This window comes from Streptomyces sp. NPDC056222 (assembly GCF_042264065.1).
GTDB lineage: Bacteria > Actinomycetota > Actinomycetes > Streptomycetales > Streptomycetaceae > Streptomyces.
The window spans coordinates 52,724-68,674 of record NZ_JBHJTL010000039.1 but is presented as its reverse complement, the minus strand read 5'-3'; the positions used below and the strand labels follow the sequence as shown (position 1 = coordinate 68,674).

At 70.9% G+C, this 15,951-nt stretch carries 11 protein-coding genes; 3 read left to right on the top strand and 8 right to left on the bottom strand.

The genetic code is table 11. The features are described 5' to 3' along the window. Nucleotides 1-548: 548 nt before the first annotated feature. On the bottom strand, nt 549-989 hold the full coding sequence (locus tag ACFC0D_RS19915) for a hypothetical protein (RefSeq protein ID WP_376437423.1): 441 nt from the start codon (nt 987-989) through the stop codon (nt 549-551). A gap of 749 nt (nt 990-1,738) precedes the next feature. After that, on the bottom strand, nt 1,739-2,155 hold the full coding sequence (locus tag ACFC0D_RS19910; protein WP_376437420.1) for a pyridoxamine 5'-phosphate oxidase family protein: 417 nt from the start codon (nt 2,153-2,155) through the stop codon (nt 1,739-1,741). A 65-nt stretch (nt 2,156-2,220) separates the two neighbouring features. Between ACFC0D_RS19910 and ACFC0D_RS19905 the strand changes: the two genes are divergently transcribed. Together ACFC0D_RS19905 and ACFC0D_RS19900 are read left to right on the top strand one after the other, a co-directional pair. Next, a complete protein-coding gene (locus ACFC0D_RS19905) occupies nt 2,221-2,613 on the top strand; it encodes a MerR family transcriptional regulator (RefSeq protein ID WP_376437417.1) in 393 nt (130 codons plus the stop codon). Nucleotides 2,614-2,617: 4 nt separating this feature from the next. Beyond that, nucleotides 2,618-2,953 (top strand): thioredoxin family protein, encoded by a 336-nt coding sequence (locus ACFC0D_RS19900; protein WP_376437414.1) that lies wholly within the window; start codon nt 2,618-2,620, stop codon nt 2,951-2,953. Here ACFC0D_RS19900 and thrS read toward each other — a convergent pair. Together thrS and ACFC0D_RS19890 are read right to left on the bottom strand one after the other, a co-directional pair. Continuing rightward, the gene (thrS, locus tag ACFC0D_RS19895) at nt 2,950-4,173 is read right to left on the bottom strand and encodes a threonine--tRNA ligase (protein ID WP_376437412.1); all 1,224 of its coding nucleotides are present in this window, start codon (nt 4,171-4,173) and stop codon (nt 2,950-2,952) included. The two genes, ACFC0D_RS19900 and thrS, sit on opposite strands and share 4 nt — an antisense overlap. 191 nt (nt 4,174-4,364) lie before the next feature. Then, nucleotides 4,365-5,387, bottom strand: a complete 1,023-nt coding sequence (locus tag ACFC0D_RS19890) for a DUF6817 domain-containing protein (protein ID WP_376437408.1) — start codon at nt 5,385-5,387, stop codon at nt 4,365-4,367. A 132-nt stretch (nt 5,388-5,519) separates the two neighbouring features. Between ACFC0D_RS19890 and ACFC0D_RS19885 the strand changes: the two genes are divergently transcribed. Continuing rightward, a complete protein-coding gene (locus ACFC0D_RS19885; protein ID WP_376437406.1) occupies nt 5,520-7,751 on the top strand; it encodes a HelD family protein in 2,232 nt (743 codons plus the stop codon). On the opposite strand, the gene glgB is transcribed toward ACFC0D_RS19885, so the two are convergent. The 4 genes from glgB to ACFC0D_RS19865 form a co-directional block, all read right to left on the bottom strand. After that, nucleotides 7,738-10,017, bottom strand: coding sequence for a 1,4-alpha-glucan branching enzyme (glgB, locus tag ACFC0D_RS19880; protein ID WP_376437404.1), 2,280 nt, complete (start codon nt 10,015-10,017; stop codon nt 7,738-7,740). The two genes, ACFC0D_RS19885 and glgB, sit on opposite strands and share 14 nt — an antisense overlap. Before the next feature lie 565 nt (nt 10,018-10,582). Continuing rightward, nucleotides 10,583-11,935 carry a phosphotransferase gene (locus tag ACFC0D_RS19875; RefSeq protein WP_376437402.1) on the bottom strand — a complete coding sequence of 451 codons (1,353 nt, stop codon included), beginning with the start codon at nt 11,933-11,935 and terminating at the stop codon, nt 10,583-10,585. 264 nt (nt 11,936-12,199) lie between these two features. After that, the gene (gene treS, locus ACFC0D_RS19870) at nt 12,200-13,918 is read right to left on the bottom strand and encodes a maltose alpha-D-glucosyltransferase (protein ID WP_376437400.1); all 1,719 of its coding nucleotides are present in this window, start codon (nt 13,916-13,918) and stop codon (nt 12,200-12,202) included. After that, entirely contained in the window at nt 13,915-15,900 is a 1,986-nt protein-coding gene (locus tag ACFC0D_RS19865; protein ID WP_376437397.1) for an alpha-1,4-glucan--maltose-1-phosphate maltosyltransferase, read from the bottom strand. The genes treS and ACFC0D_RS19865 overlap by 4 nt, the downstream gene beginning before the upstream one ends. Between the last annotated feature and the right edge of the window lie 51 nt (nt 15,901-15,951).

Here is a 15,951-nt window from a genome sequence, read left to right as displayed (position 1 = left end):
GGGCGCTCCCTGCGGTCGCGTCGCTGCGCGATGGGCTTCGCCCACCCTTGACCCACCGCCTCCGGTCGCCTTTTCACACTCGGAGGGCGGCCGGGGGGCGTGGCCACGCGGGCAGGCGGGATGGCGCGTAGCGCCGTGGGCGGCCGTCGGGTGCGTGGGTGGGTTTGCGCGGCAGTTGAATGGGGCGGCCGGGCGGCGCTCAGCGTGTGACGGCTGTCGGTCGGCTGGGATTCATGCCCCGCTGGTCACTCTCCGGTGGGTGGTGGGGTGAGTTGATCAGCTGGGTGACCCTTAGGCTCCACAACTCGCCTTCGGCGGGCCCCAAGGGACGCTATCCGGGGAAGTTACCGCGAGTAGTGGAGAGTTAGGGACACCAGTCGTCTGGCCTTCGGTCCGGATCGTGTCCCCTCAGCGGCACTGGAAAGGATCCAGGCCCGCTGGAAGGGATCAACCGCGAGATCAACGCCGCACCGATGTCGTCCCTGGCCACCGCAGTGCCGGCCGCAATGCACGACGAACGGATCGCCCGGCCCCGCGCGGCAGCCGGGTCAACTCGCCGGGCTGGTCAGGACGCAGTTCGGGTAGTCGTGGTCCGGATCGCCGACGGCGACCCAGAGCTTCAGGACCTTGCCTTGTCTCAAGGCGGAGTAGGAGGCGGGCTCGCGCTCACCCGTTTCGGGGTGAGCGGCGTCGAAGGTCACGCTGACGAAGCTTTCCTCCTTGTTGAAGCCATGCTTCCAGGTGCCTGTTCCGGACCAGGTCAAACCCTCTTCCCAGTCGATGGCGATGCAGACTTTGTCGGCGATGAACGTCCCGTCCTGCTTCAGCGTGAGAGTGCCGTCGTCGAAATCGGTCCACGTGGTCGCAAGTTCGGCCGGCTTCAGAACGACCGGTTCGCCCTCGGGTGGCGGCAGGTCGTAGAGCCTGCCGCAGGCCGTCAGGGTGAGGGTCGTGGCGAGCAGGATCAGCGCAGTGCGACAGGAACGCAACGGACTCCACCCCTAGCGGGTTCCTCAGGCCGCGTGCGCGACCGGGGGCTCAAGAACCCCCCGTACCCTGGCACGGAGTTTGAACAGGTTCAAGTCGCAATGGTCGATCGTGGTCGGGTCGCCCATCGCCCACAGATCACTTTCTTCGCCAACCGTCGGCGGTGGGTGGTGACCCTAAGGCTGCACAACTCGCCTTTGGTGGGGCCTTAAAGGGTGCTGTTCGGGGGAGTTACCGCGAGTAGTGGAGAGTTGGGGACACGGTCGTCTGGTCAGGGGGCGTGCTCCCGTCGCCGGTCGAAGGACTCAGGGCACGGATTCCGCCGCCCAAGCCGCCGGCGGGTTTCGGGAGCAGGGCCCTCACCACCCACCGGGAGTGACCAGCGGGGCATGAGTCCCGGCCGGCCGACGGCCGCAACACGCTGAGCCGGTGCCGTCACCGCCCCATTCAACTGCTGCGCAATACCGCCCACTCGGCCGCAGGCGCCGAGCCGAGCTCAGGCTCGCACTTGGCTCCCCGCGTGGCCACGCCCCGGGCCGCCCTCCGAGTGTGAAAAGGCGGGTGGAGGTGGCGGGTCAAGGGTGGAGCGAAGCGGAATCGGCGGAGCCGACGCGACGTAGGAGCGCCCTTGAGGCGTCGCCGGAACCCGCCACACTCGGAGAGAGGGCGGCCGAGCCAGAGGCCGACGAGGGGCGGTCAGCCGGTGAGCCCCGCGACGAACATGGCCCAGGCCCCGTCAGCCCCCCGCCCCCTACCCCAGCCTCAGCTCCTCCACCCTCGGTGGTTCCGCCGTGAAGTCGCTGTACCGTACCCAGCGCGGGCGTACCCGCACATGGGTGATCCCCGGCCATGCGAGGCGGTCGCGGCCGTCCGGGTACGCCGTGAAGTAGACCTCCCGGAGCCGTTCCAGCTCCCGGCCCTGAGGGATGTCTGCGACGCCCTCGATCTGGGCGGTGATCTCGTCCCAGCCGATGACCAGCGCGATCCGCGGGTCGGCGACCAGGTTTCCGTACTTACGGGTCGTCTCCACGGTGTCGAAGACGATCTCCAGGTCGTCCGTGACCGCGTAGCCGACGACGGCGGCCTGCGGCGCCCCGTCCGCGGTGACGGACGCCTCGACGGCGAGCCTGTGCCCGCGGAGGAACCTGAGCAGTTCGTCGTGGTTCATAGGTACTCCCTAGCACTTCCCCGACCGCTTGCCTTGACGTCGGCGTCAAGGCTTACGTTCGACGCATGCGAATCGGCGAGCTGGCCGAGCTGGCCGGAACGACCACGCGGACTCTGCGCTACTACGAGTCCCGTGGCCTTCTGGCCGCCCGGCGGACGGAGAACGGCTACCGCACGTACGACGAGGACGACCTGCGGCTCCTCGAGCAGATCCGGACCCTGCAGGACTTCGGGTTCGAGCTGGAGGAGACGCGGCCGTTCGTCGACTGTCTGCGGGCGGGGCACTCGGCGGGGGACGCCTGTCCGGCCTCGCTCGACGTGTACCGGCGCAAGCTCGCGGAGCTGGACGGACTCGTCGAGCAGCTTCAGGCGGTACGTGCCCAGGTCGCCGCGCAGCTGCTGCGGGCGGAGGCGGAGCTGCCCGGCGGCCCGGAACCCACGTGTGAACTCGGAGGATGACGGAATGATTCGGATCGACGGTGTCACCGAGGTGACGGACGCGGACTTCGACGCCGAGGTCCTGGGCGCGGAGTTGCCCGTCCTGGTGAAGTTCACCGCGGACTGGTGCGGCCCGTGCCGTCAGCTCGGGCCGGTGCTCGGCGCGGTCGCCGCGGAGGAGGCGGGCCGGCTGAGGATCGTCCAGATCGACGTGGACAGGAACCCGGAGACCGCGGTGCGGTACGGGGTGCTCGGGACGCCGACGCTGATGGTGTTCCGGGCGGGCGAGCCCGTGAAGTCGATGGTGGGTGCCCGCCCGAAGCGCCGCCTCCTCGAGGAGCTCGAGGACGTACTCGTCTAGGGGGTGCCCCAGAGCTCGCTGCTGTGCGCCCTGATGAGCGCCTCTGCCCGGTCGAGGACCTCGCCCGAGGGAAGCGCGTCGAGTCGCCGGCCGTCGCGCAGCCGGAGTGCCACCAGGTCGTCGGTCGCCTCCCTCGGGCCGATGACCGCCTGGTAGGGGACGAGGCGGGCCTCGCGCACACGGGCGCCCAGGGTGCCCCGTTCCGGGCCCACGACCTCGGCCCGCAGGCCGCGTTCGGCGCATCGGGCGGCCAGCGCGTCGGCGGCGGACAGCTCGGACTCCGAGATCGGCAGGACCACCAGCTGGACGGGGGCCAGCCAGGCCGGGAAGGCGCCGCCGTGCTGTTCGAGGAGGTGGGCGACGGCCCGCTCCACGCTGCCGACGACGCTGCGATGGATCATGACGGGCCGGTGCTTGGCGCCGTCCGCCCCGATGTAGTGCAGGCCGAAGCGCTCGGGCTGGTGGAAGTCGATCTGTACGGTCGACAGGGTCGACTCCCGCCCCGCTCCGTCCGCGATCTGCACGTCGATCTTGGGCCCGTAGAACGCGGCCTCGCCCTCGGCGGCCTCGTAGGCGAGCCCGGAGGCGTCGAGCACGTCGCGCAGGAGCGCGGTGGACCGCTCCCACAGCTCGGGCGCGGCGACGTACTTGCCGCCGGGTCCGGGGAGCGAGAGCCGGTACCGGGCCGGCGCGATGCCCATCGCCTCGTACGCCCGCCCGATCAGCCCCAGGGCGGCCGCGGCCTCCTCGGCGACCTGGTCGAGGGCGCAGAAGATGTGCGCGTCGTTCAGCTGGATGGCCCGGACCCGGGTCAACCCGCCGAGGACGCCGGAGAGTTCGGAGCGGTACATGCCGCCGAGCTCGGCCATCCGCAACGGCAGCTCGCGGTAGCTGTGTGCGCGGGAGCGGTAGATCACCGCGTGGTGCGGGCAGAGGCTCGGCCGCAGGACGACCTGCTCGCCGCCGAGCTCCATCGGCGGGAACATGTCGTCGCTGTAGTGGTCCCAGTGCCCGGAGATCTCGTACAGCTCCCGTTTCCCGAGGACGGGCGAGTACACGTGCCGGTATCCGGCTCGGCGCTCCACCTCCCGGACGTACTCCTCCAGGGTGTGCCGTACGACGGCTCCGTCGGGCAGCCAGTACGGCAGCCCCGCGCCGATCAGCGGGTCGGTGTCGAACAGGCCCAGCTCGCGGCCGAGCCTGCGGTGGTCGTGGTGCATGTGGTCCTCCGGGGGTGCTCGCCGGGGACGAGCGGCCGGAGGAACGACGAAGCCCCGGGGCGCTCGGCCCCGGGGCTTCGTGACGTCAAGACAGCGGTCAGCGCGCCGGGACACTCTCCGGCGTCGTCGTGATGATCGCGGCACGCTTCATGCGGTCGACGGTAGCGGTGCCGCGGTCGGGCCGCACGGGATTATTCGTGGAGCCTGAGCCCGAGGCGGCGCGTGACGAGGTTGACGGCGGTGACCTCGACGGCGAGCTCGTCGCCCTCGGCCGGGGCACGTTCCCCGAGGTCGTCCTTGTGCAGGACGCCCTGGACGCCCGGCGCCACCTCGACGAGGACCCCGAAGGAGACGACGTGGGTGACCCTCGCGGTGCGGACCCCGTCGAACCCGGCGCGGGCGAACGCGGCCATCGGGTCGGGCTCCAGGGCCTTGAGCGAGAGGGACACCCGATCCCGGTCCATGTCCACGTCGAGTACCTCGAAGGCGTGCTCCTCGCCCTCGGCGATGACGTCGGCGGGGGTGTCGACGCGGCGCCAGGACACCTCCGGGATGTTCATCGTCGCGTCCACCCCGCCCAGTTCCACGAAGGTCACGCCGAAGCTCGCGATCAGTGCGACGACACCGATGACGACATCGCCGCGCTCCAGCCCTCGCAGGAACGCCGCCCGCTCCTCGCCCTCCAGTCTCAGAAGGCCGCGCGCGTCCTTGAACGCCGCTTCGCTCAGCAGGGGCCGCCAGCGGGTGAACAGCCTGAGCAGCGTGCCCCCGTGCCGGCTCCACAGCTCTCGGTTCTCCCGGAGTACGTCCAGTTCGTTCGCCGCCGTCAGTTCCGCGAAGTCCGCCCGCCGCGTCGCCGTCGGCGTGAACGTCTCCCCCGTGAAGCGGTCCCGGAAGAGTCCGTCCTCCCGACCGATCCCGGAGTACGAGAATTCCCGGTCGCAGCTCGCGTAGAGGTACACGAGCTCCTCCGCCTCCGTGCCGATCGCTGCCGCCAGCACATCGCGGTGTTCCAGCGGCAGCAGCTGCTCGGCGAAGCCGTCCGTGCCGTAGAAGGCGTGGCACAGGCCGGCGAGTCGGAGGGCGTCCCGTGCGCCCCAGGCGGCCAGTCGGGCCTCGACCCGGTCCAGGTGGGCGAGCAGGGTGCCGCCCGGGTGGTTCATCGTGTCCGCGCCGTGCGCGATCAGCAGATCGCGGGCTTCGTCTCTCCCCATGAGACATGAAAATACCCCGACTAGAATTGCAGTCGGGGTTGTTTCTCGCGTATATTCATGGATTCCGTGTCTACGCACAGCGAATGACGCGGAGAAGTTCAATAAACGCACTGTATCGCGCCGGGAGTCGAATTGTCAACCGAGGAATTTCGGAATGAGCAGCAATTCATCACAGAGCTCTACGCACGACTCGACGACCTGAGGGACCGGGCCGAGGCCGACGTCGGCCGGGCGCTCAAGGCGCCGTGGGTGGGCAACCAGGGCCGGCTGGAGCGGGACGTGATGGTCGCCGAGCAGTCCGGGCTGCTCGCCGCCTTCAACGCCGGGGAGACCGGGCTCTGTTTCGGACGGCTCGTCTTCCGGGACGGACGCGACCACCACATCGGCCGCATCGGCATCCGGAAGGACGACCCGGATCGCACGCCCCTCGTCGTCGACTGGCGCGCCGAGGCCGCCCGCCCCTTCTACCTCGCCACCGGGTACGAGCCCATGGGGCTCAGCCGCCGCCGGCACATCACCACCCACGGCCGTGAGGTGACGGCGCTCCACGACGAGGTGCTCGACCTCGCCGACGGGACCCGCACCGGGCACGAGAACCGGGACGCCGACGAGGTGCTGCTCGCCGCGCTCGACGCCGCCCGCACCGGCCGGATGCACGACATCGTGCAGACCATCCAGGCCGAGCAGGACCGCATCATCCGCTCCCCGCACCGAGGCGTCCTCGTCGTCGAGGGCGGTCCCGGCACGGGCAAGACCGCCGTGGCGCTGCACCGGGCCGCCTACCTCCTCTTCGCACACCGCGAGCAGCTCGCCCGCCGTGCCGTCCTCATCGTCGGCCCCAACCCGGCCTTCCTCGGCTACATCGGCAACGTCCTGCCGTCCCTCGGCGAGACCGGCGTCCTGCTCGCCACCCCCGGCGAACTCTTCCCCGGCGTCCGCGCCACCGGCACGGACACCCCCCGCGCCGCCGCCGTCAAGGGTGCCGCCGCCATGGCCGAGGCCCTCGACCGGGCGGTACGGGACCGGCAGCAGGTGCCCGAGCGCGGCGAGCCCCTGATCGTGCCGCACGACGACGGCGACCTGATCATCGACTGGGACATGGCCCTCGAAGCCCGCCACAAGGCCCGCGAGACCCACCTGCCGCACAACCTGGCCAGGCCCTACTTCGTCTTCCACCTCCTCGACGCGCTCGCCGAACAGCTCGCCGACCGCATCGGCGCCGACCCCTACGGCGGGCCCAACTTCCTCGGCCCCGACGACATCGCCCTGCTCGCCAAGGGCATCGCCGCCAGCCAGGACGTCCACGCCGCCATCGACACCCTCTGGCCGCCGCTCACCCCCGAGTCCTTCCTCGCCGACTACCTCGCCGATCCGACCCACCTCACCGAAGAGGACGCGGCCGCGATCCGGCGCGAGGACGGCCCCTGGACCCCCGCCGACGTCCCGCTCCTCGACGAGGCCGCCGAACTCCTCGGCGAGGACGACTCGGCCGCACGGGCCGCGGCCGAGGCCGAGCGGGAGAAGCAGATCCAGTACGCACAGGGTGTCCTCGACGTCTCGTACGCCTCGCGCACCTACGAGTTCGAGGACAAGGAGGAGCAGGACAAGGACGCCGCAGAGGTCCTCGCCGCGCACGACATCATCGACGCCGAGCGGTTCGCCGAGCGGCACGAGGAGGCCGACCACCGCAGCGCCGCCGAACGCGCCGCCGCCGACCGCACCTGGGCCTTCGGCCACATCATCGTCGACGAGGCGCAGGAGCTCTCCGCGATGGCCTGGCGGCTGCTGATGCGCCGCAGCCCCACCCGCTCGATGACCCTGGTAGGCGACCCGGCCCAGACCGGTGACGCGGCGGGCGTCGGCTCGTGGGAGGACATCCTCACGCCGTACGTGGAGGACCGCTGGGAGCTCGTACGGCTCGGGGTCAACTACCGCACCCCCGCCGAGATCATGGCGGTCGCCGCCGACGTCCGGCGCGAGGCCGACCCGGGCTTCGAGCCGCCCCGCTCGGTCCGTTCCACCGGTGTGGAGCCCTGGCAGCGGACCGTCGAGGACCCGGTGAAGGAGACCGCCGACGCGGTCGCCGCCGAGCTCCGCGCCGAGGGCCGGCTCGCCGTGATCGCCCCGCCGGAGCTGCATCCGGCCCTGACGGCGGCGCTGCCGGACGCCTCGTACGGACCGACGCCCGACCTGACCCGGCCGGTGGTCCTCCTCGACCCGCGCCAGGCCAAGGGCCTGGAGTTCGACACGGTCCTCGTCGTCGACCCGGACGGGATCCGGGCCGGCGCCACGCACGGCATCAACGACCTGTACGTGGCGCTGACCCGGGCCACTCAGCGGCTGGGGGTCATCAGGCAGGCCTGAGCCACACCGTCGCCAGCGGCGGCAGCGTCATCCGTACGCTCGCCGAACGGCCGTGGGACGGCACCGACTCGGTCTTCACCGGGTCGGTGCTCACCACGTCGCCACCGCCGTACCGGGCCGCGTCCGTGTTCAGGACCTCGTCCCAGGCCGCGAACGTGTCCGGGACCCCGAGCCGGAAGTCGTGCCGTACGACGGGGGAGAAGTTGCAGACCGCGAGCAGCGGCGAGCCCTCGGCGTCGTAGCGGAGGAACGCGAAGACGTTGTCCTCGGCCGCGTCGCCCACCACCCACTGGAAGCCCTCGGGGACGGTGTCCCGCTCCCACAGCGCCGGCGTCGCGCCGTACACCGCGTTCAGGTCGCGCACCAGGTCCCGTACGCCCCGGTGGTCGGCCTCCGCGCCGTACGACGGGTCGAGCAGCCACCAGTCGGGGCCGTGCTCGGCGGACCACTCCGCACCCTGGGCGAACTCCTGCCCCATGAAGAGGAGTTGCTTGCCGGGGTGGGCCCACATGAAGCCGAGGTACGCGCGGTGGTTGGCGCGCTGCTGCCACCAGTCGCCGGGCATCTTCGAGACCAGGGCCTGCTTGCCGTGCACGACCTCGTCGTGGGAGATCGGCAGGATGTAGTTCTCGCTGTACGCGTACACCATCGAGAAGGTCATCTCGTTGTGGTGGTACTTGCGGTGCACCGGCTCCTTCTCGACGTAGCCGAGGGAGTCGTGCATCCAGCCCATGTTCCACTTCATGCCGAAGCCGAGTCCGCCGAAGCCGCCGGGCCCGACCTGGTCCGTCGCCCGGGTGACGCCGTCCCAGGCCGTCGACTCCTCGGCGAAGGTGACGACACCGGGGCAGCGCCGGTACACCGTCGCGTTCATCTCCTGGAGGAAGGCGACCGCGTCCAGGTTCTCCCGCCCGCCGAACTCGTTCGGAAGCCACTCGCCGTGCTCGCGCGAGTAGTCGAGGTAGAGCATCGAGGCGACGGCGTCCACCCGCAGGCCGTCGAGGTGGAACTCCTCGCACCAGTACACCGCGTTGGCGACCAGGAAGTTCCGCACCTCCTTGCGACCGTAGTCGAACTCCAGCGTTCCCCAGTCGGGGTGTGCGGACCTGCGCGGGTCCTCGTGCTCGTACAGCGGCCGGCCGTCGAACTCCGCCAGCGCCCAGTCGTCGCGCGGGAAGTGCGCGGGCACCCAGTCCATCAGGACGCCGATCCCGGCCCGGTGCAGGGCGTCGATCAGGTACTTGAAGTCGTCGGGTGTGCCCATGCGGGCGGTCGGCGCGTAGAAGCCGGTGACCTGGTAGCCCCAGGAGCCGCTGAAGGGGTGCTCGGCGACGGCCATGAACTCCACGTGCGTGAAGCCGAGATCGCGGACGTAGTCGGGCAGCTGCTCGGCGAGCTGGCGGTAGGTCAGGCCCGGACGCCAGGACGGGAGATGGACCTCGTAGACCGAGAGCGGCGCCTCGTGGTGCGGCCGGTTGCCGCGACTCGCCATCCACCCGGTGTCGCTCCACTCGTGGTACGAGTCGGTGACGATCGAGGCGGTGTTCGGGGGGCACTCGGTGCGACGGGCCATCGGGTCGGCGCGCAGCGTGTGGGAGCCGTCGGGGCGGGTGATGTCGTACTTGTAGACCGCGCCCTCGCCGATGCCGGGCACGAACAGCTCCCAGACACCGGTCGCGCCGAGGGAGCGCATCGGCAGACCGGTGCCGTCCCAGTGGTTGAAGTCGCCGGTGACGCGGACGCCGCGGGCGTTGGGCGCCCAGACGGTGAAGCGGGTGCCGGTCACGCCCTGGTGGGTGATGATCCGTGACCCGAGCGCCTTCCACAGCTCCTCGTGGCGGCCCTCGCCGATGAGGTGGAGGTCGAGGTCGCCGAGGGAGGGCAGGAAGCGGTACGGGTCGTGGACGGCGAGCTCGTCGCCGTCGTAGCGCACGCGCAGCTCGTACTCGGGGACCTTGCGGAGCAGCGGAAGGATCCCGGAGAAGAAGCCGTCGCCCTCGTCGTGCAGGGTGGTGCGCTTTCCCTTGGCGAGGACGGTGACCTCACGGGCGTACGGGCGCAGGACCCGGATCGCCACGCCGCCGCGGACGGGGTGGGCGCCGAGGTGGGCGTGCGGGTCGTGGTGCTCCCCGGCGAGCAGCCGCGCCCGGTCCCCCGCGTCGAGTGGCGGCACCTTCCGCACCTTCCGTACGGGATCCTGGGCTGCCCGGGGCGCGGGTGTCTTCGCCGGGGGCACTGCCGTCTTGCGAGCGGATCGGGCGGTCACGGGGATGCCTCCTGCAAGGGGGGTTGAAGGATGGGGTGGGGGAGATGGGCCGGTTCCCACGCAACCGCAACGGCGCGGGCCCCGCACAGGACACTCGGCCGAACGGGGACCGCGCACATGTCCGCGCGCCCTCCCCACTCCCGTGTGGGCAGTCGTCCCGCTGGGGCGGGACGGGTGGGCACACGGGACGGCGCCCTTGCGGGCGCGTTCCGCTCAGGGCCCCCGCACCCCGGCGCCGTTGCACGTGCGGGAGCCTCGGGGTGGACGGGCGCATGGGACGGAGGCACCCGTAGGGGCGCCGTCCGTTGTGCCCACCCGTTCCGCCCCAGCGGAACAGTTGCCCACAACGGGAGGTTGCGGGTGGGTCCCGCCCCGGCGGGACGATTGCCCACACGGGCGGGGTGGGTGCGGCCAGCGGGGCGCGAACGCCCGGGCACGGGTGGGGCCGCGGGGCGACTGCCCCGCCGGGTGTGGGGTCGCGGGGCGAGGGCGCCCGCCCGGGATGGAGGGGGACGGGGCGCGCGGTGTGCGGCGCCGGGGTGGGCGCCCTCTCGGGGTGGGCTCTTCACTCCGCTCCCGCCAGGCGTTCGATCGCGGACATGGGGACCGGGAGCCAGTCCGGTCGATGCCGGGCCTCGTAGACGACCTCGTAGACCGCCTTGTCCGTCTCGTAGGCCCGCAGCAGCGCCGGGTCCGTGCGGGGGTCCGTGCCCGAGGCCTCCGCGTACCCGGTGCAGTAGGCCGCGCGGCAGCGGGCCGCCCACTCGGCGTTCCACGGGCGGTGCGTGCGCGCCGCGTAGTCGAAGGAGCGGAGCATTCCCGCGACGTCGCGGACCGCCGGCTGCGGACGGCACCGCTCGGCGAGCGGCTTCGCGGGCTCGCCCTCGAAGTCGATCACCGTCCAGCCGCCGTCGTCCGCCGCCCGCAGCGTCTGCCCGAGATGCAGATCGCCGTGGACCCGCTGGAGCAGCCCGGAGCCGACCGCGCCGCCCGCCGCCGCGAAGACGGCGCGCAGCCCGGGGACGTACGGCAGCAGCGCCGGCACCGCCTGTGCCGCCGCGTGGAGCCGCTGGTCCATCTCCCCGGCAAGGTGCTCCGTCTGCGTCCGGTGCAGCCGCTCGGTCGGCAGCGCCGTCGCCAGCGCGAGGTGCACCTCGGCCGTCGCCCGGCCGAGGGCGTGCGCCTCGCTGGTGAACTCCCTGCCGTCCGCCAGCGCGTCGAGGGCGAGCCGCCAGCCGTCCCGGGAGTCCCGCAGGTACGGCTGGAGGACGCCGAGCGTGCTCGCGCCCGACTCGAACCAGGCCACCGGCGCCGGTACCCGCGAGCAGCCGGCGCGCGCGAGCGCGAGCGGCAGCTCCAGGTCGGGATTGGCGCCGGGGCTGACCCGGCGGAAGATCTTCAGGATGTACGTATCGCCGTACACGAGCGAGGAGTTGGACTGCTCGGCGTCCAGCATCCGGGGCGCGAGCGAGGGCGGCAGTTCGACGGTGCGGTGGAAACCGAGCGGGCCGATCCGGCCCGGTGTGCGCAGCCGTTCGTAGAGCAGCCCGGCGAGCCGCGGATCGCGCAGCCCTTCGTAGACCGCCCGGCCGGCCAGCGGCCCCTGCCGGATCCGCCCGATCAGGGCGGGGGCGAGGCGGGGCGGCAGCTGGGTCCGTACACCCAGGAGCAGTTGATAGCAGTCGGCGGGCGTACCGGCCGGGCGGCCCGGCTGTTCCACCCGTACGAGCAGGTGCAGCAGCCCGGGTCCCGCGCCGTCCAGCGGCAGCAGCTCGGTGGCCGCTTCCAGCGTGAATCCGATGACCCGGCGGCCCTTGCCCGCGAACCAGCGCTGCCGGGGCAGCCATTCATGGAGCAGGGGAGCGAGTGACGGGAGGAGGGCGGCCGGGGCCCGGGTGGTGGATGCGGTCTCCGGCATGGCATCGCGTCCTTTCCCCGGGGGGCGCAGATTCGAGTTCGTGTGAATCGAGTTCAAATGCGCAAAGTGTCCCGGATGGCGGCTTCGACTGTCCGGATGTGCGGGACGTGTCGGGAGGGGAAGATCCGTACGGGCCCGACAAGAAGGCCCGTATGGACCTGAATCGACCGTGTGTGGGACACAGTGCCCAGGGTGGCGCGGGGGAAACCCGCTCCACCCCGGGCAGTTGGCCGTTCTTCGGTCAGATCTTCGGTCGGTGGTCCGTCAGTGGTTCGGTCGGCTCGTGGCCGACCGGGCCTTCAGGCGGAACCAGTAGAAGCCGTGACCCGCCAGGGTGAGCAGGTACGGCCACTGTCCGATCGCCGGGAACCGCACCTGGCCGATCAGCTCGACCGGGCTCATCCCGTCGAACTGCCGCAGGTCCAGCTCCGTCGGCTGCGCGAACCGCGAGAAGTTGTTCACGCAGAGGACCAGATCGTCGCCGTCCTCCCGGAGGAAGGCGAGCACCGCCGGATTGGACGAGGGCAGTTCCGTGTACGAGCCGAGTCCGAAGGCCCGGTTCTGCTTACGGATCTCGATCATCCGCTTCGTCCAGTGGAGCAGCGAGGACGGCGAGGCCATGCCCGACTCGACATTGGTGACCTGGTAGCCGTGGACCGGGTCCATGATGGCCGGCAGGGTGAGCCGGCCCGGGTCGCAGGACGAGAAGCCCGCGTTCCGGTCCGGTGTCCACTGCATCGGGGTCCGCACCCCGTCCCGGTCGCCCAGCCAGATGTTGTCGCCCATCCCGATCTCGTCGCCGTAGTACAGCACCGGCGAACCGGGCAGCGAGAAGAGCAGTGCGGTGAACAGCTCCATCTGCTTGCGGTCGTTGTCGAGCAGCGGGGCCAGCCGCCGGCGGATGCCGATATTGGCCCGCATCCGGGGATCCTTGGCGTACTCCGCGTACATGTAGTCGCGCTCTTCGTCCGTGACCATCTCGAGCGTCAGCTCGTCGTGGTTGCGCAGGAAGATGCCCCACTGGCAGTGCGCCGGGATCGCCGGCGTCTTGGCCAGGATCTCGGAGACCGGGTGGCGCGACTCCCGCCGTACCGCCATGAAGATCCGTGGCATCACCGGGAAGTGGAACGCCATGTGACACTCGTCGCCGCCCGAGGCGAAGTCCCCGAAGTAGTCGACCACGTCCTCGGGCCACTGGTTCGCCTCGGCGAGCAGCACCGTGTCCGGGTAGTGGTCGTCGATCTCCTTGCGGACCTGCTTGAGGAAGGCGTGGGTGGCGGGGAGGTTCTCGCAGTTGGTCCCCTCCTGCTGGTACAGGTACGGCACGGCGTCCAGCCGGAAGCCGTCGATGCCCAGGTCCAGCCAGAACTTCAGCGCCGAGAGGATCTCCTCCTGCACGGCCGGGTTCTCGTAGTTGAGATCCGGCTGGTGCGAGAAGAACCGGTGCCAGTAGTACTGCTTGCGCACCGGGTCGAAGGTCCAGTTCGACGTCTCCGTGTCGACGAAGATGATCCGGGCGTCCTGGAACTGCTTGTCGTCGTCGGCCCAGACGTAGTAGTCGCCGTACGGCCCGTCGGGGTTGGCGCGCGACTCCTGGAACCACGGGTGCTGGTCGCTCGTGTGGTTCATGACGAAGTCGATGATCACGCGCATTCCGCGCTGGTGCGCCGCGTCCACGAACTCCACGAAGTCGGCGAGATCGCCGAACTCCGGCAGCACGGAGGTGTAGTCGGCGACGTCGTAGCCGCCGTCCCGCAGCGGGGACTTGAAGAACGGCGGCAGCCATAGGCAGTCGACGCCGAGCCACTGCAGATAGTCCAGCTTCGAGGTGATGCCCTTGAGATCGCCTACGCCGTCCCCGTTGCTGTCCTGGAAGGACCTGACGAGCACTTCGTAGAACACGGCCCTTTTGAACCAGTCCGGGTCACGGTCCTTGGCGGGCGTGTCCTCGAACGTGTCGGGGACGGGTTCGTTGACAGTCATGATGTGGGTGACCCTCCGGTCTGCGGGGACGGTCGCAGGGTGAGGATGTGCGCGGGCGTGATGCCCGGCTCGAGGCGCACATAGTTGGCCCTGCCCCAGTGATAGGTCTCGCCGGTGAGCTCGTCGCGCACCGGCACGGTCTCGGGCCAGTCGAGGCCGAGTTCCGGCATGTTCAACGAGACCGTGGCCTCCTGGGTGTGGTGAGGATCGAGGTTCGCGACCACCAGAACGGTGTTCGAGCCCGAACGCTTGCTGTACGCGATCACCGCGTCGTTGTCCGTCGTGTGGAACGTCAGGTTCCGCAGACGGCGCAGGGCCGGGTGGCGGCGCCTGACCCGGTTGAGCGTGGTGATGAGCGGGGCGATCGACGCGCCCGAGCGCTCGGCGGACTCCCAGTCACGGGGGCGCAGTTGGTACTTCTCCGAGTCGAGGTACTCCTCACTGCCGTCCCGTAGCGGAGTCCCCTCGCAGAGCTCGTAGCCGGCGTACACGCCCCAGGTGGGCGAGAGGGTGGCGGCGAGCACCGCCCGCACCTCGAAGGCGGGCCGGCCGCCCTGCTGGAGGTAGGCGTGCAGGATGTCGGGGGTGTTCACGAAGAAGTTCGGCCGCATCTGCGCCGCCACGTCTCCGGACAGCTCCGTGAGGTACTCCGTCAGCTCCGCCTTGGTGTTGCGCCAGGTGAAGTACGTGTACGACTGCTGGAAGCCGATCGCGCCGAGGGTGCGCATCATCGCGGGCCGCGTGAAGGCCTCCGCCAGGAAGATCACGTCCGGATCGGCCCGGTTGATCTCGCCGATCACCCGCTCCCAGAACACCACCGGCTTGGTGTGCGGGTTGTCGACGCGGAAGATCCGTACGCCGTGGTCCATCCAGTGCCGCAGGACCCGCACGGTCTCGGCGACGATGCCGTCCATGTCCTGGTCGAACGCGATCGGATAGATGTCCTGGTACTTCTTCGGCGGGTTCTCGGCGTAGGCGATCGAGCCGTCCGGGCGGTGGTGGAACCACTCCGGGTGCTTCTCCACCCACGGGTGGTCCGGGGAGCACTGGAGCGCGAAGTCCAGCGCGATCTCGAGGCGCAGCTCGCGGGCGCGTGCCACGAAGGCGTCGAAGTCCTCGATCGTGCCCAGGTCCGGGTGGACGGCGTCGTGACCGCCCTCGGGAGAGCCGATCGCCCAGGGGACCCCGACGTCGTTCGGGCTCGCCGAGAGCGCGTTGTTGGGACCCTTGCGGTGGGTGGTGCCGATGGGGTGGATGGGCGGCAGATAGACCACGTCGAAGCCCATCGCGGCGATCGCCGGGAGCCGTTCGGCAGCGGTACGGAAGGTCCCGGGGACGGTCCTGCCGCGGACCTTCTTCACGCCCTCCGAGCGCGGGAAGAACTCGTACCAGGAGCCGAACAGCGCGCGCTCGCGCTCCACCTGGAGGTGCAACGCGGGGGAGGAGCTGACCATTTCGCGCAGCGGATGCCGGTCCAGGGCATCGGTCACCTGCGGGGCGAGCGCCGCCGCGAGCCGCGCGGCGGCCGAGCGGTTCTCGTCGCGCAGCGCGTCCGCGGCGGCCAGCACGGCCTCGCGGCTGCCGCCCTTCTTCGGGACGCCCTTCGCGGCCCGCTCGTGGAGCTCGGCGCCCTCGGCGAGGACGAGTTCGGAGTCGATCCCCGCCGGGATCTTGATTTTGGCGGCGTGCCGCCAGGTGGCGAGGGGGTCGCTCCATGCCTCGACCGTGTACGTCCACAGGCCCTCGACGTCCGGCGTGACCTCGGCGCCCCACCGGTCGGTACCGGGGGCCAGTTCACGCATCGGGGTCCAAGGGCCGGGGCGTCCTGACGGGCGACGCAGCACGACGTTGGCGGCGACGGCGTCGTGGCCCTCGCGGAAGACGGTGGCCGTCACCTCGAAGGTCTCACCGGCCACCGCCTTCGCGGGGCGGCGGCCGCAGTCGACCAGCGGGCGGACGTCCAGTACGGGAATACGTCCCATGAGCGGATTCACAGCATCACCTGAGGGTTTACGGGGGTGCGGGTGGTGGTG